26 protein-coding genes (1 of these 26 only partly in view) are annotated in these 21,117 nt (G+C 38.4%); 25 read left to right on the top strand and 1 reads right to left on the bottom strand.

From position 1 onward, the window contains the following. The 9 genes from NSQ94_RS00165 to rsmI form a co-directional block, all read left to right on the top strand. Positions 1-213, top strand: partial view of an aminotransferase class I/II-fold pyridoxal phosphate-dependent enzyme gene (locus NSQ94_RS00165; protein ID WP_063387601.1) — the 3' portion only. 1,227 nt of this gene lie to the left of the window's left edge; only the last 213 of its 1,440 coding nucleotides appear in the window; its start codon lies off the left edge, out of view; its stop codon occupies positions 211-213. Between the two features lie 5 nt (positions 214-218). Continuing rightward, entirely contained in the window at positions 219-854 is a 636-nt protein-coding gene (tmk, locus tag NSQ94_RS00170) for a dTMP kinase (RefSeq protein ID WP_063387600.1), read from the top strand. 109 nt (positions 855-963) lie between these two features. Then, positions 964-1,293: a cyclic-di-AMP receptor gene (locus NSQ94_RS00175; protein WP_063387599.1), complete on the top strand. Its 330-nt coding sequence runs from the start codon at positions 964-966 to the stop codon at positions 1,291-1,293. Between the two features lie 12 nt (positions 1,294-1,305). Then, a complete protein-coding gene (locus NSQ94_RS00180) occupies positions 1,306-1,746 on the top strand; it encodes a YaaR family protein (RefSeq protein WP_327848307.1) in 441 nt (146 codons plus the stop codon). Positions 1,747-1,762: 16 nt separating this feature from the next. Then, positions 1,763-2,755 carry a DNA polymerase III subunit delta' gene (gene holB, locus NSQ94_RS00185; RefSeq protein ID WP_063387597.1) on the top strand — a complete coding sequence of 331 codons (993 nt, stop codon included), beginning with the start codon at positions 1,763-1,765 and terminating at the stop codon, positions 2,753-2,755. A 2-nt stretch (positions 2,756-2,757) separates the two neighbouring features. Then, positions 2,758-3,585, top strand: coding sequence for a stage 0 sporulation family protein (locus NSQ94_RS00190; protein ID WP_063387596.1), 828 nt, complete (start codon positions 2,758-2,760; stop codon positions 3,583-3,585). A 13-nt stretch (positions 3,586-3,598) separates the two neighbouring features. Further along, complete coding sequence (yabA, locus tag NSQ94_RS00195; RefSeq protein ID WP_063387595.1) at positions 3,599-3,964, top strand: DNA replication initiation control protein YabA; 366 nt, start codon at positions 3,599-3,601, stop codon at positions 3,962-3,964. A gap of 72 nt (positions 3,965-4,036) precedes the next feature. After that, entirely contained in the window at positions 4,037-4,774 is a 738-nt protein-coding gene (locus tag NSQ94_RS00200) for a tRNA1(Val) (adenine(37)-N6)-methyltransferase (protein ID WP_066247199.1), read from the top strand. A 48-nt stretch (positions 4,775-4,822) separates the two neighbouring features. Next, a complete protein-coding gene (gene rsmI, locus NSQ94_RS00205; RefSeq protein WP_339229856.1) occupies positions 4,823-5,698 on the top strand; it encodes a 16S rRNA (cytidine(1402)-2'-O)-methyltransferase in 876 nt (291 codons plus the stop codon). A gap of 31 nt (positions 5,699-5,729) precedes the next feature. Here the strand turns inward: rsmI and NSQ94_RS00210 are convergent, their stop codons facing one another. Further along, a complete protein-coding gene (locus NSQ94_RS00210) occupies positions 5,730-6,014 on the bottom strand; it encodes an AbrB/MazE/SpoVT family DNA-binding domain-containing protein (protein WP_063387592.1) in 285 nt (94 codons plus the stop codon). Positions 6,015-6,329: 315 nt separating this feature from the next. Between NSQ94_RS00210 and metG the strand changes: the two genes are divergently transcribed. From metG to pth, 16 genes are all read left to right on the top strand, one after another. Beyond that, positions 6,330-8,273: a methionine--tRNA ligase gene (gene metG / locus NSQ94_RS00215; RefSeq protein ID WP_066247207.1), complete on the top strand. Its 1,944-nt coding sequence runs from the start codon at positions 6,330-6,332 to the stop codon at positions 8,271-8,273. A gap of 96 nt (positions 8,274-8,369) precedes the next feature. After that, positions 8,370-9,137 (top strand): TatD family hydrolase, encoded by a 768-nt coding sequence (locus NSQ94_RS00220; RefSeq protein WP_063387590.1) that lies wholly within the window; start codon positions 8,370-8,372, stop codon positions 9,135-9,137. Positions 9,138-9,360: 223 nt separating this feature from the next. Further along, a complete protein-coding gene (locus tag NSQ94_RS00225; protein ID WP_232515628.1) occupies positions 9,361-10,560 on the top strand; it encodes a G5 and 3D domain-containing protein in 1,200 nt (399 codons plus the stop codon). A 197-nt stretch (positions 10,561-10,757) separates the two neighbouring features. Continuing rightward, complete coding sequence (gene rnmV / locus NSQ94_RS00230) at positions 10,758-11,297, top strand: ribonuclease M5 (RefSeq protein ID WP_339193742.1); 540 nt, start codon at positions 10,758-10,760, stop codon at positions 11,295-11,297. Beyond that, positions 11,251-12,129, top strand: coding sequence for a 16S rRNA (adenine(1518)-N(6)/adenine(1519)-N(6))-dimethyltransferase RsmA (gene rsmA, locus NSQ94_RS00235; RefSeq protein ID WP_066247210.1), 879 nt, complete (start codon positions 11,251-11,253; stop codon positions 12,127-12,129). Before rnmV ends, rsmA begins: the two co-directional genes overlap by 47 nt. Positions 12,130-12,204: 75 nt before the next feature. Continuing rightward, positions 12,205-13,101 carry a sporulation peptidase YabG gene (yabG, locus tag NSQ94_RS00240; protein ID WP_063387588.1) on the top strand — a complete coding sequence of 299 codons (897 nt, stop codon included), beginning with the start codon at positions 12,205-12,207 and terminating at the stop codon, positions 13,099-13,101. 188 nt (positions 13,102-13,289) lie between these two features. Next, entirely contained in the window at positions 13,290-13,556 is a 267-nt protein-coding gene (locus tag NSQ94_RS00245) for a Veg family protein (RefSeq protein WP_063387587.1), read from the top strand. A 136-nt stretch (positions 13,557-13,692) separates the two neighbouring features. Beyond that, positions 13,693-13,881 (top strand): small, acid-soluble spore protein, alpha/beta type, encoded by a 189-nt coding sequence (locus tag NSQ94_RS00250; RefSeq protein WP_063387586.1) that lies wholly within the window; start codon positions 13,693-13,695, stop codon positions 13,879-13,881. Positions 13,882-14,030: 149 nt separating this feature from the next. Further along, positions 14,031-14,900 carry a 4-(cytidine 5'-diphospho)-2-C-methyl-D-erythritol kinase gene (gene ispE / locus NSQ94_RS00255; protein WP_063387585.1) on the top strand — a complete coding sequence of 290 codons (870 nt, stop codon included), beginning with the start codon at positions 14,031-14,033 and terminating at the stop codon, positions 14,898-14,900. A 56-nt stretch (positions 14,901-14,956) separates the two neighbouring features. Continuing rightward, on the top strand, positions 14,957-15,778 hold the full coding sequence (purR, locus tag NSQ94_RS00260) for a pur operon repressor (protein WP_063387584.1): 822 nt from the start codon (positions 14,957-14,959) through the stop codon (positions 15,776-15,778). A 35-nt stretch (positions 15,779-15,813) separates the two neighbouring features. Further along, on the top strand, positions 15,814-16,188 hold the full coding sequence (gene ridA / locus NSQ94_RS00265) for a 2-iminobutanoate/2-iminopropanoate deaminase (RefSeq protein WP_063387583.1): 375 nt from the start codon (positions 15,814-15,816) through the stop codon (positions 16,186-16,188). Between the two features lie 160 nt (positions 16,189-16,348). Next, positions 16,349-16,642, top strand: coding sequence for a septation regulator SpoVG (gene spoVG / locus NSQ94_RS00270; RefSeq protein ID WP_063387582.1), 294 nt, complete (start codon positions 16,349-16,351; stop codon positions 16,640-16,642). Positions 16,643-17,305: 663 nt separating this feature from the next. Further along, complete coding sequence (glmU, locus tag NSQ94_RS00275) at positions 17,306-18,685, top strand: bifunctional UDP-N-acetylglucosamine diphosphorylase/glucosamine-1-phosphate N-acetyltransferase GlmU (protein WP_063387581.1); 1,380 nt, start codon at positions 17,306-17,308, stop codon at positions 18,683-18,685. A gap of 19 nt (positions 18,686-18,704) precedes the next feature. Beyond that, entirely contained in the window at positions 18,705-19,661 is a 957-nt protein-coding gene (locus NSQ94_RS00280) for a ribose-phosphate diphosphokinase (protein ID WP_063387580.1), read from the top strand. Positions 19,662-19,851: 190 nt separating this feature from the next. Further along, positions 19,852-20,466 (top strand): 50S ribosomal protein L25/general stress protein Ctc, encoded by a 615-nt coding sequence (locus NSQ94_RS00285; RefSeq protein WP_339229859.1) that lies wholly within the window; start codon positions 19,852-19,854, stop codon positions 20,464-20,466. 80 nt (positions 20,467-20,546) lie between these two features. Next, a complete protein-coding gene (gene pth / locus NSQ94_RS00290; RefSeq protein ID WP_063387578.1) occupies positions 20,547-21,104 on the top strand; it encodes an aminoacyl-tRNA hydrolase in 558 nt (185 codons plus the stop codon). Positions 21,105-21,117 lie beyond the last annotated feature (13 nt).

A 21,117-nucleotide genomic window follows, 5' to 3' on the forward strand; every position in this document is an offset into this window, starting at 1 on the left:
ACAAAAACATTTGTATCATTAGAAGAAGCGATAGGAGAGATCTCTGCTGAAATGATTATTCCTTATCCGCCGGGAATACCGCTTTTGATGAGGGGAGAAAAAATTACAAAAAATCAAATTGAAGCGTTGAAAAGGTTAATGAAGCTGCGTGCTAATTTTCAAGGAGGAAAGAAATTAGCAGAAGGCCTTATTTCTATTTTCAGGAAAAGGTGATCTTAATGAAAGGAATTTTTATTACGTTTGAAGGACCTGAAGGAGCGGGGAAAACGACAATTATTAAAAAGCTTGAAAAAAAGTTAGAAAAAGAAGGAAAAGACGTTGTCGTGACGCGCGAGCCAGGCGGTATTGTCATCAGCGAGAAAATTCGGGAAATTATTCTTCATAAAGAACATACAGAGATGGATGCAAGGACCGAGGCGCTTCTTTATGCTGCCGCGAGAAGACAGCATTTAGTCGAAAAAGTAATTCCCGCTCTTCATAAAGGAAAAATTGTACTTTGCGATCGATTCGTTGACAGTTCTTTAGCCTATCAAGGGTATGCAAGAGGTCTCGGGATTCAAGAGGTGCTTGAAATAAATCAATTTGCAATAACCGGCATGATGCCCAATCTTACGCTGTTTTTTGATATTTTGCCGGAAAAAGGATTAGCAAGAATAACTAGCAATCAAAATCGAGAAATCAATCGACTTGACTTGGAAAAATTGGATTTCCATCAAAAGGTTTATGAAGGATACAAGAAAATCATTGAAATGTTTCCGAATAGAATAAAAGTGATCAATGCAGATCAGCCTTTAGAAAAAGTTTTTTTTGAAGCGGAGAGTGCATTGGACTTATTTTGGAAGGAAACATTGTAGTCATATCGTTCTCAAGCTTGATATAATGAAGAAAAATTGATATTCGCTGCAAAATGTCCTGGCAAGATGTCCTGCTTTTCCGTTTTTATTAATAAGGAGGCTTTTCCGTATGAAATTGATTATGGCTGTTGTCCAGGATCAAGATAGCAACCGCTTATTAAAAGCCCTGACGGAACATAACTTTCGTGTGACAAAGCTTGCAAGCACCGGGGGATTTTTAAAGTCCGGCAACACTACTTTTATTATTGGAACAGAAGACATTCGTGTGCAAAAAGCGCTCGATATCATTAAAACGAACTGCCAATCTCGCCAACAGCTTGTTGCTCCAGTTTCACCGATAGGCGGGAATACCGACTCTTACGTTCCCTATCCGCTTGAAATTGAGGTTGGCGGTGCAACTGTTTTTGTCCTTCCAGTTGAACAATTTCATCAATTTTAAAGGTGAGAGCAAATGAAAGTAAATGAAGATTTAAGAACAATACTGCCTAAACAAACAATTGAACAGAACGGAACACAAAACAGATCTAAAATATTTTCTCAAATGGTTGAAAAGCATGAATCCAAGCTCCATGAAGAACAATGGAAACAGCTTTTAAATGAACTGGAGGAAGCCGGAGAACGTCTAAGTAAATCGAGAAATATGTATGATTTGTCTAAGTTTAAAAGATTAGTAAAGCGGCTTATTCGTGAAACGATTGAATTCGGAATGGGTGTCAAAGAATCAAAGAGCTGGGATTTTTATGGGAACAGACGGAATTTAAAAATCGTTTCCCAAATTGACCAAAAGCTGGTGGAATTGACCGAAGAAATTTTAAATAAAGAAAAAGATGCCGTAAACATTTTAGGGAAAATAGGGGAAATAAAAGGGCTGATCGTGAATTTATATACGTAAGTGAGTGGTACAATAAATGAAAACATGGGAAGAACTCGAAAAGCTTCAGCCAAAAGTATTGAAAATAATACAAAATTCTTTTAAGAAAAATAGATTGGCCCACGCCTATTTATTTCAAGGGAAAAAGGGCACAGGAAAAAAGGATGCTGCTTTTTTAACTGCAAAAAGTTATTTTTGCGAGCATTTGGAGAAAAATTATAAACCGTGCGGACAATGTTCAAACTGCAAGAGAGTTGAGAGCGGAAATCATCCTGATCTTCACTTTATAGAGCCTGATGGCTTATCAATCAAAAAAGAACAAATAGAAGCATTGCAGAAGGAATTTGCAAAAACGGGCGTTGAATCGAACCGGAAGCTTTATATCATATCTGGATGCGACCAGATGACTGTCAATGCGGCCAACAGTTTATTGAAATTTTTGGAGGAACCGACGGAAGGAACAATGGCAATATTAATAACAAATCAAGTTCATCGAGTGTTGCCGACAATTCTTTCTAGATGCCAAATATTAACCTTCCAACCCATTCCCCCAAAAATGATTCAGCAGGAACTTGAGAAAAAAGGAACTCCAAGTCATATAGCTGCCCTCGTCAGTCAAGTTACCAATAATATTGAAGAAGCATTTTCACTTAGCCGTGACGATTGGTTTGCGGAAGCAAGAACCAAAGTGATAAAATTATATGAAGTATTGGACTCCCGTCCCGACCATGCATTGCTTTTTATTCATAATCATTGGGTGCCTTTTTTTGCAGATAAAGAGCAAATGGAAATGGGACTGGATTTTCTCCTATTTTTATATAAAGATTTATTATCAATTCAAATCGGAAATGAAGATGACGTTGTTTATTTAGATATATTGCCAATGTTAAAACAGCAAGGGCTAAAGCTTGGCCAACGAACTGTTTTACACCAAATCGTCTCCATTTTGAATGCAAAAAAACGGTTAAATTTCAATGTTAATCCGCAGCTTCTTATGGAAGATTTGGTTTTAACATTGCAGGAGGGATAAGCTTGTATGATGTTGTAGGAGTTCGCTTTAAAAAGGCGGGAAAAATTTATTATTTTGATCCAAATGGTTTTGATATACAGCTTGATGATTATGTCATTGTTGAAACAATCAGAGGGATTGAATATGGAAAAGTAGTAGTCAGCAAAAAACAAGTGGAAGAGCATGATATTGTGCTTCCATTAAAGAAAGTCATTCGGAAAGCTGATGAAAAGGATCGGATGATTGTCCAAGAAAACAACAGGGCAGCAAAAGAAGCGATGGATATTTGTTTAAAAAAAGTAGAAGAACACGGTTTAGAGATGAAGCTTGTCGATGTAGAGTATACATTTGACCGCAACAAAGTCATTTTTTACTTTACTGCTGACGGGCGTATTGATTTTCGCGAGCTTGTAAAAGATTTGGCCTCTATTTTTAAAACGAGAATTGAACTTCGACAAATCGGGGTGCGAGACGAAGCGAAAATGCTTGGCGGAATCGGCCCCTGTGGAAGAATGCTATGCTGCTCCACATTTTTAGGGGATTTTGAGCCTGTTTCGATTAAGATGGCGAAAGATCAAAATTTGTCTTTGAATCCTACAAAGATTTCGGGGTTATGCGGAAGATTAATGTGCTGCTTAAAATATGAGAATGATGAATATGAAACAGCAAAAGAGCAACTTCCGGATATTGGAGATACTATAGAAACTCCGAATGGAACAGGAAAGGTTGTCGGACTAAATATTTTAGAACGTGTGCTGCAAGTTGAACTGATCAATCGCGATCGCGTCGTTGAATACACATGGGAAGAATTAATACAAGACGATGCTGTTTCTATGGAGTTCACAGATTAGAGGTGGAAAACCAGTGAACAAAAAAGAAATTTTTGATGCTGTGACATTGCTGGAGGAACAAATTGGTTATTTGTACCGCCAATTAGGAGAATTAAAGCAGCATATAGGAGAATTAATTGAAGAAAACCAACATTTAAAATTGGAAAACGACCACTTGCGCAAACGAATGTCTTCTTTTGATCAAATGAATTTGAAACAAGAAGAATTGAAAAGCGCTAAGAAGAAGGAAAAAAAGCTTGGACATATAGATATTGGCGAAGGGTATGATAACCTGGCAAGACTTTATCAGGAAGGATTTCATATTTGTAATCTGCATTATGGCAGTGTAAGGAAAGATGGAGATTGCCTGTTCTGCCTCTCATTTTTAAATAAAAAGTAAGTGCAGCTTCCTTTTCAGGAGGCTTTTCTTATGACTAGGACGAGTAAGTAATCTCAAGAAAGGGAAATTTACATGGTATATTTGCACGATGATGAAAGGCTGGATTATTTGTTAGCGGAAGATTTGCGCATCATTCAAAGTCCTTCAGTTTTTGCATTTTCTCTCGATGCAGTTCTTCTCGCAAAATTTGTGTATGTCCCGATCCAAAAAGGGAATTTGATTGACCTTTGTACAGGAAACGGGGTGATTCCACTTTTATTAAGCACAAGAACAAAAGGAACGATCACAGGAGTGGAAATACAAAAGCGGCTGTTTGATATGGCTGTCAGATCTGTCCAATATAATCACCTTGAACATCAAATAAAGATCATTCACGGCGACATTTTGGACATGCCGAAACAGCTTGGGTATGGGAAGTTCGATGTTGTAACATGCAATCCCCCTTATTTCAAAACGCCGGGACAAGAAGAGTTAAATAAAAACGAATATTTTGCGATTGCAAGGCATGAAATATTATGCACTCTTGAAGATGCTATACGTGTAAGCAGCCAATTGGTAAGGCCGGGGGGAAAAGTTGCCTTTGTCCATCGTCCAGGTCGATTTTTAGAAATGATCGAACTCATGAAAAAATATCGAGTGGAACCGAAAAGAATTCGCTTTGTATATCCAAAGCTTGGAAAGGAAGCAAATACTTTATTAGTAGAAGGAATAAAAGATGGGAATCCTGATTTAAAAATTCTACCCCCATTGATCGTTTACGATGATCAAAACAATTATACGGATGAAGTTCAAAAAATATTGTACGGGTAAATAAAATGTGACCAAAGCGGAATGTATAAATTATGGTGGTGAATAGGGATGTGGCAGCAAAAAAGCTATGCGGAAGATGTAGAGAAGGGCGCACTATATTTAGTGCCGACGCCGATCGGAAATTTAGAAGATATGACGTTCCGTTCAATCCGTGTGTTAAAAGAGTGTGACGTTATTGCAGCGGAGGACACGAGACAAACGAAAAAATTATGTCATTATTATCATATTGATACAAACATCATCAGCTATCATGAACATAATAAAAATTCGAGTGGAAGACAGATCATGAAAATGATTGAAGAAGGGAAAAAAGTTGCACTTGTCAGCGATGCCGGCATGCCAACCATTTCTGATCCAGGAAGTGAGCTTGTTCAGCTAGTTTTAGACCATCATTATCCGGTTATACCGCTTCCGGGGGCTAATGCTGCATTAACGGCATTGATCGCTTCAGGAATTGCGTCTCAGCCTTTTTATTTTTTTGGATTTTTACATCACAAGAAAAAAGAAAAGAAAAAACAATTGGAGCAATTAAAAAATAAGAAAGAAACCATTATCCTTTATGAATCTCCTCATCGACTCGTTGAAACGTTAAAGGATATTCATGAATTTTTTGGCAATAGGAAAATAGCTGTTGCTCGAGAGTTAACAAAAATGTATGAGGAGTTTGTGAGGGGGACAGTTGATGAACTATTAGATTGGGCGGAAAATCATGAAATCAAAGGGGAGTTTTGTTTAATCATTGAAGGCAGTCAAGAAAATACTCCCGATGATAACAAAGAAACATGGTGGAGTAAATGGACGATTAAAGAACATGTTGAACATTATATAGAAAAAGGCTATCCATCAAAAGAAGCGATAAAATTGGCCGCATTGGATCGAAATTTGCCAAAACGGGAAGTGTATCAGGAGTATCATTTGAAATAAAAGTCCCTGAATAGTAGGGACTTTTAACTTTTTATTTAGAAGATTCCAAAATGGTTTGGATTTCTTTTAAAATTTGCTCTGCACCTTCGCGGCTAAGAACAATTTTTCCGCCTGCAAGCTGGAAGTTATCATCAGAAACTTCTCCAGTTACTTGACAAGTCATGCTAGGCTTATATTTTTTCAAAATGATGCGGTCGTCATCCACATAAATTTCTAAAGCATCTTTTTCAGCAATTCCTAATGTTCTGCGCAATTCAATCGGAATAACTACGCGTCCCAACTCATCAACTTTACGAACAATTCCAGTAGATTTCATAAAATTTGTCTCCTCCCATTTGTAAAATAAAGATTTATCGCCTATATACTCCCTTTTTCGCCATTATTCGACATTTGCGATTGTCAATTAATAGAATAACAGTTTTTCCAATAAACGTCAATCCTTTTGATTCGAAATACTGTTCAATTTAAATAACTGTGTAAATCTTATAAGATGATGAAAGATTATGTATATTTTCTTGATAAAACAGGCTATGATGGTATCATAGAATATGTAATCAATGCTTGGTTTTGTCGCTCTCGTCCAACTGACGAGAGCTTTTCTGTAATGTAGTGGCAAAGGAGGATTAATATTGTGGAAAACAGAAAAAAAACATTTTATTTAACGACGCCCATTTACTATCCGAGCGATAAATTACATATCGGTCATGCGTATACAACGGTAGCCGGCGATGCCATGTCGAGATATAAACGCCTTCGCGGTTACGATGTCATGTATTTAACGGGAACTGACGAGCATGGGCAAAAAATCCAGCGAAAAGCGGAGGAAAAAGGAGTATCTCCTAAAAAGTATGTTGATGATATTGTTTCAGGGATTAAAGAATTATGGAAAAAATTAGATATTTCCTATGATGATTTTATAAGAACGACTGAAGAGCGACATAAGAAGGTAGTAGAAAAAATTTTCGACCGTCTAGTAAAGCAGGGAGATATTTATTTAGATGAGTATGAAGGATGGTACTGTACGCCTTGTGAATCGTTTTTTACAGAAAGACAGCTAGTGGACGGAAATTGCCCTGATTGCGGCCGCCCTGTTGAGAAGGTAAAAGAAGAGTCTTATTTCTTTAAAATGAGCAAATATGTCGACAGGCTTCTGCAATTTTATGAAGAAAATCCTGAGTTTATTCAGCCGGAATCAAGAAAAAACGAAATGATCAATAACTTTATAAAGCCTGGGCTGGAAGATTTGGCGGTATCCCGGACGACTTTTGACTGGGGCATTAAAGTTCCTGGTAATCCAAAACATGTTATTTATGTTTGGATTGACGCATTGACAAACTATATTACGGCGCTCGGCTACGGAACCGAGAATGAAGAAAAATTTAAAAAATATTGGCCTGCAGATGTTCATTTAGTAGGGAAAGAGATTGTCCGCTTTCACACGATATACTGGCCGATTATGCTCATGGCGCTTGATCTGCCTCTTCCTAAAAAAGTGTTTGGACATGGATGGCTGTTAATGAAGGACGGAAAAATGTCTAAATCAAAAGGAAATGTTGTGGATCCAGTTACATTGATTGACCGTTATGGGCTTGATGCTTTGCGCTATTATTTGCTGCGTGAAGTTCCGTTTGGAGCGGACGGAGTATTTACTCCTGAAGGCTTTGTGGAGCGCATTAACTATGATTTAGCTAATGACTTAGGAAACTTACTAAACCGAACGGTGGCCATGATCGATAAATATTTTGACGGCATTGTAAAAAAAGAACAAGCGGATGAAACGCCTTACGATGAGGCTCTTCGCTCATTCAGAACCGAAACAGTTAAAAAGTACGAAGAAGCCATGGATAAAATGGAGTTTTCCGTTGCGCTGACAGCTCTATGGAAATTTATTGGCCGGACAAATAAATACATTGATGAGACGGAGCCTTGGGTACTGGCAAAAGACGAGTCAAAAAGAAATCAGCTTGCATCCGTCATGTATCATTTGGCTGAGTCGCTTCGACATATAGCCGTTTTATTAAAACCATTTTTAACAAAAACACCGGATAAAATTTTTGCGCAAATAGGTGTAGAGGACGATCATTTGAAAAATTGGGAATCCATTCATAAGTTTGGGCAGCTGGAAGAGGTTCGGGTGCAAAAAGGAGAGCCGCTGTTTCCGCGTTTAGATATCGAACAGGAAGTGAACTATATAAAAGAGCAGATGAAAGGATCGGCACCTGAGGCTAAAAAAGAAACAGCAGATGATGAGAATGAAATTACAATTGATGATTTTATGAAAGTGGATTTACGCGTGGCGGAGGTTATTCAAGCGGAGAGAGTAGAAAAAGCAGACAAGCTGTTAAAACTTCAGTTGGATTTAGGATCTGAAAAACGCCAAGTTGTTTCTGGAATTGCTAAATATTATCAGCCTGAACAATTAATCGGCAAAAAAGTTATTTGTGCAATAAATTTAAAACCGGTAAAATTGCGTGGAGAATTGTCGCAAGGAATGATTTTGGCAGGGGAAGAAAACGGAACCTTGTCGCTTGCTACCGTCGATTCAGATTTACCGAATGGAACGAAAATCAAATAAATTTGTCGAAGATTGTTTTTTTGGGGTGTTTCACGTGGAACACCTCTTTCCCTTTTATCGAAAAAGGGAAAAAATGATTGGAAAGGATGTCAAAATATGCTGTTTGATACTCATGCACATTTAAATGCGGTGCAATTTGAGGAGGATTTAAACGAAGTAATTGACCGGGCACTTCAAGAAAAAGTGGAAACTATCGTTGTTGTCGGCTTTGACCGCGAAACAATTCCAAAGGCTATAGAGCTTTCTGAAAGGTATGACTTTATATATGCAGCTGTCGGCTGGCATCCGGTTGATGCCATTGATATGACGGATCACGATTTAGATTGGTTAAGAGAGCTTTCCAGCCATCCGAAAGTTGTCGCACTAGGTGAAATGGGCCTGGATTATCATTGGGATAAATCACCTAAGGATGTGCAAAAAGAAGTGTTTCGCAAGCAAATTGCATTAGCAAAGGAAGTACAGCTGCCGATCATTATTCATAACAGAGAAGCAACTGCAGACATTGTTCAAATATTAAAAGAGGAAAATGCGAAGGAAGTAGGCGGAGTCATGCATTGCTTTTCCGGAAGCTTAGAGGTTGCCAAGCAATGTATGGACATGAATTTCTATATTTCGTTCGGCGGTCCTGTTACATTTAAAAATGCAAAAAAACCAAAAGAAGTAGCTGCGGAAATTCCATTGGACCGATTATTAATTGAAACCGATTGTCCTTATTTAACCCCTCATCCATTCCGTGGCAAACGGAATGAACCAAGCTATGTCAAATATATCGCAGAAAAAATTGCAGAGCTGAAAGGACTCACCTTTGAAGAAATAGCAAAAATTACAACCAGAAATGGAAAAAAATTATTCGGCATTTCATGATAAAGATTTCTGTCGAAGCTTGTACAAGCTTGTCTGAAAAAAGAATGATTCAAAAAAGTTCTACACGTCTTCTTTTCCTCATAGGATAAACGTGTCGAGAAGTCTTTCTTCACTTTTTGTTCAAACTTCAAGATAATAGTTACAAAAAACGAGAAAAGTGCAGGAGGGTTGACAGGTTTAAAAATACTCTATATAATCTCACGGAGGAGAAGGAGGCGTTTTCGTGATTGAAAACATGAAAAATATGGTATCCAACCTTTCCAAGAGAAAAAAGTATGTCCTTTCTGCAGTCGGTGTATGTTTAATTGGCACAGGAGCAACGTATGGGGGCTATGAAGGAACAAAAGATACTGTTAGAGTCACTATTGATGGGAAAACAGAGGAAGTAAGGACCCATGCAGACCAAGTCAGTGATCTTTTGAAAGAATTAGATATAAAATTACAAGCTAATGATTATATTTCTCATGCGAAACATCGGGACATTCAAGACAACATGAATATAGTGATAAAATATGCCAAACCTGTCCAGCTGATTGTAGACAATGAGCGAAGGAAGATTTTCACAACTGCTGATACGGTAGAAGATGTTTTAAGGCAGCAAAAAATTTCCATTACCGAAAAAGATGAAGTTCTACCAGCATTAGATGCAAAAATTGAAAAAAACATGGAACTAAAGGTGAATAAAGCGCATCTTATCACTTTAAATATTGGTGGGAAAAACCAACAGATTTGGTCTACTTCGACTACTGTCGCTGACTTTTTAAAGGAACATAACGTAAAATTGAATCCAATGGATAAAGTAAAGCCTGGGCTAACAACAGTGTTAAATAAAAACACAAATGTAGAAATTACCAGAGTAGAAAAAGTCACCGATGTAGTGGAAGAACCAATTGTATTTAAAATCGTTCAACGTACAGATAAAAATTTAGCTGAAGGAACGAAAAAAGTGATTCAAGAAGGCGAAAAAGGAACACGCCAAAAACAGTTTGAAGTCATTTTGGAAAATGGAAAAGAAATTTCCCGTAAGCTTATAAAAACTGTAACAACGAAGGAAAGCAAAGATAAAATTGTTGTTGTCGGGACAAAAGCTTCTTCGCAGCCTGCACTAGCTTCAAGAGGAACTGGCAGCAAGTCTAAAGAATTTTATGTGACGGCTACTGCATATACAGCATCCTGCAATGGCTGTTCAGGCACAACAGCAACGGGGTACAATTTGCGCTCAAATCCAAATGCAAAGGTAATCGCAGTTGATCCGTCTGTCATTCCGCTCGGATCAAAGGTGTATGTTGAAGGATACGGATATGCAGTTGCCGCCGATACTGGTTCAGCAATTTCCGGAAATAAAATTGACGTATTTTTCCCAAATAAGTCTCAAGCATATCAATGGGGTCGAAAAAAGGTCAAAATAAGGGTTTTACGTTAACTTTATCGAGTGCTGTTTTGACAGAGGGTTTCGACCCTCTGTTTTTTTACGTTATAATTGAAAATCAGTAGCCTTTTATACAATTTGACGACAAATATTACAAAAAGGTTTCAAGTTTTGGAGGAAAAAATGAAAAAAAAATAAAAGAAATTATTATCGTTGAAGGTAAAGATGATACGCTGGCAATAAAAAGAGCAGTGGACGCCGATACGATTGAAACGAACGGCTCTGCCATTAATCAATCGATTATTGAACAAATACGCCTTGCCCAAAACACGCGGGGAGTTATTATTTTTACGGATCCTGACGCTCCGGGAGAAAAAATTCGCAAAACAATAGCTGAACATGTTCCTGGATGCAAACATGCCTTTTTGCCACGCAATGAAGCCAGAGCAAAAAACGGGAGAGGAATTGGCGTTGAACATGCCAGCGCAGAATCTATTCGGAAAGCGCTGCGTTCGGTGAGAGAGGAAATGAACGAATGGAAAAGCAGCATTTCCATGTTAGATTTGATTTTTTATGGTTTAATTGGCGGTCCAACGGCAAAAAAGCGGAGGGAAAAGCTTGGAGAGCGGCTAAAAATCGGCTATGCTAACGGAAAACAGCTAATGAAACGCTTGGCAATGTTTCATATTACGAAAGAAGCGTTTTTGGAGGCAATTGAGGCGATCTTAAAGGAGGAAGAGGCAGATGGAAAAAGAAATAGCAACGTTAAGCCGAACGAAACAAATTCTTGAAAAATACAGCTTTTCTTTTAAAAAAAGCCTAGGGCAAAACTTTATTGTGGAACCGAACATATTGCATCGAATGATTGAGCGTGCAGGTGTAACAGAAGAAACAGGAGTCATCGAAATAGGCCCAGGGATCGGCGCATTAACAGAACAATTAGCAAAAAATGCTAAGAAAGTTGTTGCCTTTGAAGTCGATGGCAGACTGCTTCCGATTCTTGAAGAAAATTTAGCTCCATATTCAAATATCGAAATCATTTATCAAGATGTATTAAAGACAAATCTCCACGAAATCATTGAAAAAAAATTGAACAATTGCCGTGAAGTCATGGTAGTCGCCAATTTGCCATACTATATCACCACGCCGATCATTATGAAGCTTTTGGAAAACCGTTTGCCACTAAAATCGATCGTCGTCATGCTTCAAAAAGAGGTGGCAGAACGAATGACAGCCAAACCGTCAACAAAAGATTACGGCTCATTATCCATTGCCGTCCAATATTACACTGAAGCGAAAACGGTTATGTCGGTGCCGAAGACAGTATTCATCCCTCAGCCAAACGTGGATTCGTCTGTCATTCGCCTCGATTTGCGTCCAGAACCGCTTATTCATGTCAAAAATGAAGCATTTTTCTTTCAAGTAGTAAAAGCAAGTTTTGCTCAAAGAAGAAAAACGTTATTGAACAATTTACTCAACAACTTACCCAATGGGAAGGCGAATAAAAACATAATTGAAGAATGTTTGACATCAGCAGGAATCGATGGAAAGCGCAGGGGGGAATCATTGACCATTGAAGAATTTGCTTTATTGAGCGACAGACTTTACGAAATATTTAAATAGGGTAAATCACCATTTTGAAAAGCAAGACATACGTTAAAGAAGAAAAGAAAACTATTCCCGTTCGGAGTGAACATTATGCTAATAAAGCCGGGGATGATAGTGGCCAGAAAGTCTTATCAGTGCGATTTGCTTTTTCGGATCTTAGAAATAAAAAAGGATCATACTGGCCGTCTGATTGCCCTTATTTCAGGACAGGACGTCCGTTTAATTGCTGATGCCCCGTATGACGACTTAGTCATCATGAATAAAGAAGAACAAAAAATACGTGAAAAACAAGAAAGGGAAAAAATAGAAAATACGCTTTATCTCCTGAAGCAAGATTATGATCTATCTCGTGAAAAACAAGAATTTTACGCTTCGTCCGAATTTGAATATCAAAATGAATGTTTTCATATTCCAGGCAGAGTATTACATGTAGATGGCGACCCCAATTATTTGGAAAAATGTTTAAATTTATACGAAAAAATTGGTGTTCCTGTTCACGGCATACATTTAAAAGAAAACGAAATGGCTGATCATATTGATGAGCTTTTAGAAAAATATCGGCCGGATATACTTGTCATTACTGGACATGATTCTTATTCGAAGCATAAAGGGACAATATTGGATTTGAATGCTTACCGACACTCGAAGGATTTTATTAAAACGGTCAGGAAGGCACGGAAAAAAATTCCCGGGCTTGATCAGCTGATTATTTTTGCCGGTGCATGCCAATCTCATTTTGAGTCATTAATAAGAGCTGGGGCTAATTTTGCAAGTTCACCGTCAAGAGTGAACATTCATGCTTTAGATCCTGTGTATATTGTTTCTAAAATCAGCTTTACTCCTTTTGTTGAACGAATTAATGTTTGGGATGTACTTCGAAACACCTTGTCGCGGGAAAAAGGATTAGGAGGCATTGAAACAAAGGGCGTCATGCGGTCAGGTTTACCATTTAACCGATATATTGAGGAAGCAGGTCAAAACGAATAAACGTTTGGACTGCTTTTTTTTTGGATAAATCCATATAATTTTTGCAAAAACGGGAAAACTATGACAAGTATTAGAGAAATTTGTTGAAAAGAAAACGTTGACACAGATGTTTAAAGGCTGTTATAATAAAAAATTTATTTGACTTATTAGTCGATTCTGTGTATAATGAACTTTGTGAGGTGGTTCCAATGGCAAAAACGTTATCCGATATTAAACAAGCTCTCGATTCTAATCTAGGCCGTCGATTAACATTAAAAGCGAATGGCGGACGTAGAAAAACAATTGAACGTTCAGGCGTTTTAGCCGAGACGTATCCATCGGTTTTTGTGATTGAACTTGACCAGGAAGAAAATGCTTTTGAACGCGTTTCATACAGCTATGCAGATGTGTTAACGGAAACAGTCCAAATTACTTTTATAGATGAAAACAACAATGTTGCAATGGGCGGGCAGTAAACGAAATTTGTTTGCTGCTTTTATTTTTTTCTCTGGCATTTTTTTAAAAGCATAAATCAAGCTTTTCGCTTGAAACTAACAGTAAGCGGATAAAATCCGCGGGAATGTCTGTTTTTATTTAAGGGGGAGTCAAAGAATGGCTAGACGCCGAGGCATTATGTCAGAAAGCTTTAAGTATGAATTGGCTAAGGAATTGGGCTTTTATGAAACGGTCAAAAATGAAGGATGGGGAGCCATTCGGGCTCGTGATGCCGGAAACATGGTAAAACGGGCGATCGAGATTGCAGAAGAGCAATTGGCTAAGCAAAACGGCAAAACTTTTTAAAAGCAGACATTCGGGTGGCCGGCTCATAGTTTGGGCCGGCATTTTTTTGTGTTTTCAATGGACGGATTTTGTCGAATTATGCTATTATATCCCTATTTATGGTACAATGTGAATACATTTTGTCAGAACGAAAAAGTAGGTGAATGTATTTGCGAGTATTGGAAAAAGCTCCGGCAAAAATTAATTTATCTTTAGATGTTTTACATAAAAGATCTGACGGATACCATGAAGTGAATATGGTCATGACGACCATAGATCTAGCTGATCGAATCGAGCTGAAGCTTCTTGATGAAAATAAAATACGTATCATATCGCATAATCGATTTGTGCCAGATGATGATCGGAATTTAGCTTACCAAGCGGCACAGCTTTTAAAGGACCGTTTCGGGATTCAAAAGGGTGTGGCAATCACGATTTCAAAGTGCATCCCTGTTGCTGCGGGCCTTGCAGGAGGGAGCAGTGATGCAGCAGCAACGTTAAGGGGATTAAATAAACTATGGAATTTGGATCTTTCCCTTGATGATCTTGCGAAACTTGGAGCAGAAATTGGTTCAGATGTTTCTTTTTGTGTTTACGGAGGCACAGCTGTGGCGACCGGAAGAGGCGAAAAAATTGAGCTGATTGATCCTCCTCCGCATTGCTGGGTCGTGTTGGCGAAGCCTGATATCGGTGTGTCCACTGCTGAAATTTACCGACATTTAAAGATAAATGACATTGAGCATCCTGATGTTAGTGGAATGGTCAAAGCGATAAAGGATCAAAATTATCAAGAAATCTGTGCGAAGCTTGGAAATGTCCTTGAGTCGGTCACAATGAAGATGTATCCGGAAGTTGCTTTGATTAAAGAACAAATGAAACGTTTTGGAGCTGATGCTGTTTTAATGAGCGGAAGCGGACCGACAGTATATGGACTTGTTCAACACGAGTCGAGGCTTCATCGTGTTTATAACGGCTTGAGGGGATTTTGCGATCAAGTGTATGCAGTCAGAATGCTTGGGGATCGGATAGCCCTTGATTAAATGCGAATATTAAGTTATATTTACTTTAAAAACATTCGGAATTTGGAGGTTCGTCTATGAAATTTAGACGCAGTGGGAGACTTGTCGATATGACACACTATTTGCTTCATCATCCACATGCGCTCATCCCATTAACTTTTTTCTCTGAACGGTACGAATCAGCTAAATCCTCCATTAGCGAGGATTTAGTGATCATAAAGCAAACCTTTGAGCAACAAGGGATCGGAACTTTAATCACAACCCCAGGCGCAGCTGGCGGTGTCAAATTTATTCCGAAGGTGACGAGGGACGAAGCAAATGGAATTATTCAAAGACTGTGCGAGAAAGTCTCAGACCCCAGCCGGCTTTTGCCTGGAGGTTATTTATATTTAACAGATTTACTGGGAAATCCAAAAATGATGAATCAAATCGGGCGTTTATTTGCTTCGGTTTTTGCGAATCGTACAATTGATGTCGTCATGACTGTAGCTACGAAAGGAATCCCAATTGCTTATGCAGTTGCCAGCTATTTGGATGTTCCCTTTGTCATCGTTCGCCGTGACAATAAAGTGACAGAAGGGCCGATGGTAAGCATTAATTATGTTTCAGGCTCTTCGAAAAGAATCCAAACTATGACGCTTGCAAAGAGGAGCTTAAAAGAAGGATCGAATGTGTTAATTGTTGACGACTTTATGAAGGCCGGAGGAACGATCAACGGCATGATCAGCATGCTGTCTGAATTTGGCGCAAACGTTTCAGGAATTGGGGTTCTTGTGGAATCAGAAAGCGTGGATGAACGGCTTGTAAATGAATATATTTCCATTTTAAAACTTTCCGATATGAATGAAAAGGAACGATCCATACAAGTTAGTAAAGGAAATTATTTCGATTTCCTCTAGCATAAAAATAATGAATCGTAAGGGAGTGTTTCAAAATGAAAGTCGTTTCAACAAAAAAGGCTCCGGCTGCAATCGGACCATACTCTCAAGGAATTATTGTGAATAACATGTTTTATAGCTCTGGACAAATTCCTTTAACCCCTGAAGGAAACTTGGTACAAGGAGATATTAAAGAACAGACTCACCAAGTTTTCGCGAATTTAAAGGGTGTATTGGAAGAAGCAGGCGCTTCGTTGGAAACTGTTGTCAAAGTAACCGCATTTTTAAAAGATATGAACGATTTTGCTGCTTTTAATGAAGTATATGGGGAATATTTTCAAACGCATAAGCCTGCTCGGTCATGTGTGGAAGTTGCAAGACTTCCGAAAGATGTCCTCGTTGAAATTGAAGTGATTGCTTTAGTTAAATAAAAGGTTGATTGTTCAGGATCCGTTTTGCGAATCGGATCCTTTTTTATTTTTTTATTTTTCCCAAAAATTTTTTGTGTGAAAAGAAGGAAAATTTAAAAATCCGTTGAATTGTTGAATTATGGTTACTAAAGTTTTTGCGAAGAAAAAGGTGGTGAACAGGATGGAAGTGACAGATGTAAGATTGCGCCGCGTCAATACAGAAGGTCGGATGAGAGCGATTGCGTCCATAACATTGGATAATGAATTTGTCGTCCACGATATACGTGTAATTGACGGAAATAACGGCCTTTTTGTAGCAATGCCTAGTAAACGTACACCGGATGGAGAGTTTCGAGACATTGCACATCCTATTAATTCAAATACTCGCGGTAAAATTCAAGACGCTGTTCTAGCTGAATATCACCGTTTAGGTGAGACGGAAGATTTTGAATATGAAGAAGCAGGGGCTTCATAAAAATATGATGTAAAAGAAGGGGCTTAAAGCATTCAGCTTAAGACCCTTTCTTTTTTAAAGGATCTGTTCACTAATACGATTTAGTAAACGTTTGCAAAAGAATAGATGGCCTCCTTTGTTTTTCTTACATACTCAATTGTTATGCAGCTATTGATCATCAAGTCTGATGGTTGTATAGGAAATGGTATTTGTTTCAAAAATTAATGTTCATACATCGGCATTTGAAAAAACGAAGAAATGCAGAGCTGTAAATCGTAAATCAACTTCGTTGAACAACAATGCATCCAAGTATAACCTTCTACGTTCAGCCACCGTCAGAAAATCTGGTTCATCGAAAGGAAGCAATCGAATGAATCAAAAAAACTTTAGGCAATGTTGTTCTGCTGAAATGAATTTTTTTTTGTGTTAAGGCCTCCAATCAGGCGTTCTTTTCCTTCTTGTTTTTTCGTCAAAGTATCAAAACCGGCCTTTAGAGAAGAGGGAAGAAGCATAAAATTTAGGGCTTCCTCGTAGATTTTTAATAAAATTCCTATCCTATTTCTGTACCTTTTTCGAGAAAAATAGAGTGAAACGGAAATTTACGGAATCACACAAGATTTCTTGAAATAGAACATTATTTAAGATAAGATTTTTATGGATAAAAAGGGTATTGGAGGCCTATAAATGGAGAAATGTTTTGCAGTCATCTTAGCAGCCGGGCAAGGAACAAGAATGAAATCAAAGCTCTATAAAGTGCTGCATCCTGTTTGCGGTAAACCTATGGTACAGCATGTGATAGACAATGTTTCCAAGCTTCAAGTTGACGAAATCATTACCGTCGTCGGTCATGGTGCGGAAAAAGTAAAATCAGAGCTCGGCGAACAGACATTGTATGTTTTGCAGGAGCAGCAGCTTGGAACTGCTCACGCTGTTTTGCAGGCGGCTCAATATCTTGAGGGGAAAGAAGGAACGACAATTGTTGTTTGTGGCGATACGCCGCTGATCACCAGCGAGACGTTTGAAAAATTGTTAAAGCATCATCTGGAAACGAAAGCAAAAGCCACCATTCTGACAGCAGAAGCGGATGATCCGACTGGATATGGACGAGTGATCCGCAATGAAGAAGGGCTGGTTGAAAAAATAGTTGAGCATAAAGATGCTACAGAAAGTGAACGTCTTGTGACAGAAATTAATACGGGAACTTATTGCTTTGATAACGCTTCCTTATTTGAAGCTTTAAAGCATGTCAATAATGACAATGCGCAAGGCGAATATTATTTGCCGGATGTAATTGAGATTTTGAAGGAAAAAGGCGAAATCATTTCAGCGTTTCAAACAGATTCTTTTGAAGAAACGTTAGGGGTAAACGACCGCATAGCGCTTTCGCAAGCGGAGCTTATTATGAAAAGGCGAATCAATCAAAAGCATATGAAAAACGGAGTTACAATTGTCGATCCTGATAATACATATATATCAGTAGATGCAGAGATCGGACAAGATACTGTCATTTATCCGGGTACAGTCATTATCGGTAAAACGGTCATCGGAGAGGAATGTGAAATCGGTCCCAACTCCGAAATTAAAGATTGCCAAATTGGCCATAATACGAACATCCGTCATTCTGTTGTTCATGACAGTCAGATCGGAAATCAGGTTAACATCGGTCCGTTCGCACACATTCGCCCAGCCTCCGTTATTGACGATGGAGTAAAAATTGGGAATTTTGTCGAAGTCAAAAAATCTAAAATTGGAAAAGAATCGAAAGCATCCCATTTAAGCTATATTGGAGATGCAGAAGTTGGGAATGGGGTGAATCTTGGCTGCGGTTCGATAACAGTTAACTATGACGGGAAAAATAAATATTTAACGAAAATCGAAGACGGAGCCTTTATTGGATGTAATTCAAACCTTATTGCGCCGGTTACGATTGGCGAAGGAGCATATGTAGCAGCCGGATCAACTATTACAGATGACGTCCCTGGCAGCGCATTATCGATCGCAAGGGCTCGTCAAGTGAATAAAGAGAGATACGTCATCGAAAAAATGAATGGTAAAAAATCGTAATTTGGAGGGTCCCTTTACAATGACAAAAAATCGTTATAAAGACGAAAATTTAAAAATCTTTTCTTTAAACTCAAACGCAGCCCTTGCCAGGGAGATCGCGGATATAGTAGGAGTCGATTTGGGAAAAAGTTCGGTTACGAGATTTAGTGACGGGGAGATTCAAATTAATATTGAAGAAAGCATTCGCGGCTGCGATGTATACGTGATCCAATCGACAAGTGATCCAGTCAATGAGCATTTAATGGAATTGCTCATTATGATTGATGCGCTTAAACGTGCATCTGCCAAAACCATTAATATTGTTATGCCATACTATGGTTATGCGCGGCAGGATCGGAAAGCACGTGCAAGAGAACCTATTACTGCTAAGCTTGTTGCGAATTTATTGGAAACTGCAGGCGCGACAAGGATGATTACTCTTGATTTGCATGCTCCGCAAATCCAAGGTTTCTTTGACATTCCTATCGATCACTTAATGGGAGTGCCGATTTTAGCAGATTATTTCTTGGAAAAACGCTTTGATGATATTGTCATTGTTTCTCCTGATCATGGCGGTGTGACGAGAACACGAAAAATGGCAGATCGGCTGAAGGCGCCAATTGCCATAATCGATAAGCGCCGTCCTAAGCCAAATATGGTTGAAGTTATGAACATTGTTGGGAATGTCGAAGGCAAAACAGCCATTTTAATTGATGATATCATCGATACAGCAGGAACGATTACGCTTGCGGCAAATGCTCTAGTAGAGCATGGGGCAAGGGAAGTTTATGCCTGCTGTACACATCCGGTGTTGTCTGGACCTGCGATAGAACGAATTCAAAACTCGAAGATTAAAGAGTTAGTCGTAACGAATTCAATCGCTTTGCCGGAAGAGAAAAAAATTGAAAAGCTGATTCAGCTTTCTGTCGCTCCATTGCTAAGTGAAGCGATCATCCGTGTTCATGAAAAACAATCGGTCAGCGTGCTTTTTGACTAATATTTTGTCTTTGACTTTTAAACGATTTTAGCAGATTATAATATTATAGGGATCTTCCTTGCGAGTTGTGAGTTGATTATTTCTTTCATTAGCATGTTTAGACTTTGTGATGATGGGAAACCAATAGTAGTAAGAAGGCTTTTTTCGAATTGAGTTGTTAGAAAAAAAGTCTGAAAGAAAGGGGATTACCATGACAGCAGTCATACATGCAAAAGAAAGAAAATCATTTACCAATTCGTCAAGAAGAAAAGCTAGAAAGCAAGGACAAATTCCTGCCGTAATTTACGGAAAAAAACAAGAGAACAAAGCGATTTTAGTGAGCGAATCGGAATTGTTAAAAATTTTGCGCGAACAAGGGCGCAATGCGATGTTGAACATTCAGCTTGACGGCGAAAACCATCAAGCCCTCCTGTACGAACTGCAGCATGACCCAATGAAAAACACGATTATACATGCGGATTTTTATGTTTTCGATATGGATGATGAAGTAGATATCGAAGTACCAATTGTCTTAATTGGAGAAGCAAAAGGAGTAAGAGAGGGCGGTGTGCTGCAGCAGACAACACATGAGGTGGAAGTGAGAGCGAAACCTGCTCATATTCCTTCGGCGATTGAAGTCGATGTAACAAACTTAGAAATAGATGATACAATCCATGTACAAGATATTCAAACAGATGGACAGTTTAAAATTTTAGATGAGCCTGAAACGGTTGTGGCAACCATACTGCCGCCGGAAAATGAAGACTTGGATACGGCTGATGAGCAAAAAAGTGAAGAGAAGGAAGACGGAGCTGTAGAAGAATAAATTAGGCGTAACCTATTTTGGTTACGTCTTTTATGCTATTAATTGTCATCTCACTATCATAAAAAATTGGGGGACATTTCATGAAAGTAATAGCAGGGCTTGGCAATCCTGGAAAAAAATATGAACAAACTAGACATAACGTTGGGTTTATGGTAATTGATGAATTATCAAAGCGTTTAAACATATCTTTAAATGAAAGCAAATTTAACGGGATATACGGTATCGGTCATTTTTCAAATGAAAAGATATTATTGATAAAACCGCTTACATTTATGAATTTATCGGGTGAATGCATTCGTCCTTTACTGAATTATTACAATGTCCCAACTGAACAGTTGGTTGTAATATATGACGATTTAGATTTGCCTGTAGGCAAGATTCGCCTTAGAATGAAAGGGAGTGCTGGTGGTCACAACGGAATGAAATCTATCATTCAGCATTTAGGTTCGGAAGATTTTAAACGGATTCGAATTGGGATTGGCCGTCCGAAACACGCGATGGATATCGTCGACTATGTATTAGGAAAATTTACAGAAGAAGAAATGCACCATATTCAACATTCCGTTGATCGATCGGCTAGTGCATGTGAAAAATGGATACACACTCCATTCTTAGAAGTCATGAACGAATACAATTAACAAACGTATAAAA

It is taken from the genome of Aeribacillus sp. FSL K6-2833 (assembly GCF_037965815.1).
Taxonomy (GTDB): Bacteria; Bacillota; Bacilli; order Bacillales; family Aeribacillaceae; genus Aeribacillus; species Aeribacillus composti.

What these genes read in the sequence shown, in the direction of transcription:
- tmk (WP_063387600.1), top strand. Translation starts at nt 219, where the DNA reads ATGAAAGGAATTTTTATTACGTTTGAAGGACCTGAAGGAGCGGGGAAA.
- NSQ94_RS00175 (WP_063387599.1), top strand. Translation starts at nt 964, where the DNA reads ATGAAATTGATTATGGCTGTTGTCCAGGATCAAGATAGCAACCGCTTA.
- NSQ94_RS00180 (WP_327848307.1), top strand. Translation starts at nt 1,306, where the DNA reads ATGAAAGTAAATGAAGATTTAAGAACAATACTGCCTAAACAAACAATT.
- holB (WP_063387597.1), top strand. Translation starts at nt 1,763, where the DNA reads ATGAAAACATGGGAAGAACTCGAAAAGCTTCAGCCAAAAGTATTGAAA.
- NSQ94_RS00200 (WP_066247199.1), top strand. Translation starts at nt 4,037, where the DNA reads ATGGTATATTTGCACGATGATGAAAGGCTGGATTATTTGTTAGCGGAA.
- rsmI (WP_339229856.1), top strand. Translation starts at nt 4,823, where the DNA reads ATGTGGCAGCAAAAAAGCTATGCGGAAGATGTAGAGAAGGGCGCACTA.
- NSQ94_RS00210 (WP_063387592.1), bottom strand. Translation starts at nt 6,014, where the DNA reads ATGAAATCTACTGGAATTGTTCGTAAAGTTGATGAGTTGGGACGCGTA.
- NSQ94_RS00220 (WP_063387590.1), top strand. Translation starts at nt 8,370, where the DNA reads ATGCTGTTTGATACTCATGCACATTTAAATGCGGTGCAATTTGAGGAG.
- rsmA (WP_066247210.1), top strand. Translation starts at nt 11,251, where the DNA reads ATGGAAAAAGAAATAGCAACGTTAAGCCGAACGAAACAAATTCTTGAA.
- yabG (WP_063387588.1), top strand. Translation starts at nt 12,205, where the DNA reads ATGCTAATAAAGCCGGGGATGATAGTGGCCAGAAAGTCTTATCAGTGC.
- NSQ94_RS00245 (WP_063387587.1), top strand. Translation starts at nt 13,290, where the DNA reads ATGGCAAAAACGTTATCCGATATTAAACAAGCTCTCGATTCTAATCTA.
- NSQ94_RS00250 (WP_063387586.1), top strand. Translation starts at nt 13,693, where the DNA reads ATGGCTAGACGCCGAGGCATTATGTCAGAAAGCTTTAAGTATGAATTG.
- purR (WP_063387584.1), top strand. Translation starts at nt 14,957, where the DNA reads ATGAAATTTAGACGCAGTGGGAGACTTGTCGATATGACACACTATTTG.
- ridA (WP_063387583.1), top strand. Translation starts at nt 15,814, where the DNA reads ATGAAAGTCGTTTCAACAAAAAAGGCTCCGGCTGCAATCGGACCATAC.
- spoVG (WP_063387582.1), top strand. Translation starts at nt 16,349, where the DNA reads ATGGAAGTGACAGATGTAAGATTGCGCCGCGTCAATACAGAAGGTCGG.
- glmU (WP_063387581.1), top strand. Translation starts at nt 17,306, where the DNA reads ATGGAGAAATGTTTTGCAGTCATCTTAGCAGCCGGGCAAGGAACAAGA.
- NSQ94_RS00280 (WP_063387580.1), top strand. Translation starts at nt 18,705, where the DNA reads ATGACAAAAAATCGTTATAAAGACGAAAATTTAAAAATCTTTTCTTTA.
- NSQ94_RS00285 (WP_339229859.1), top strand. Translation starts at nt 19,852, where the DNA reads ATGACAGCAGTCATACATGCAAAAGAAAGAAAATCATTTACCAATTCG.
- pth (WP_063387578.1), top strand. Translation starts at nt 20,547, where the DNA reads ATGAAAGTAATAGCAGGGCTTGGCAATCCTGGAAAAAAATATGAACAA.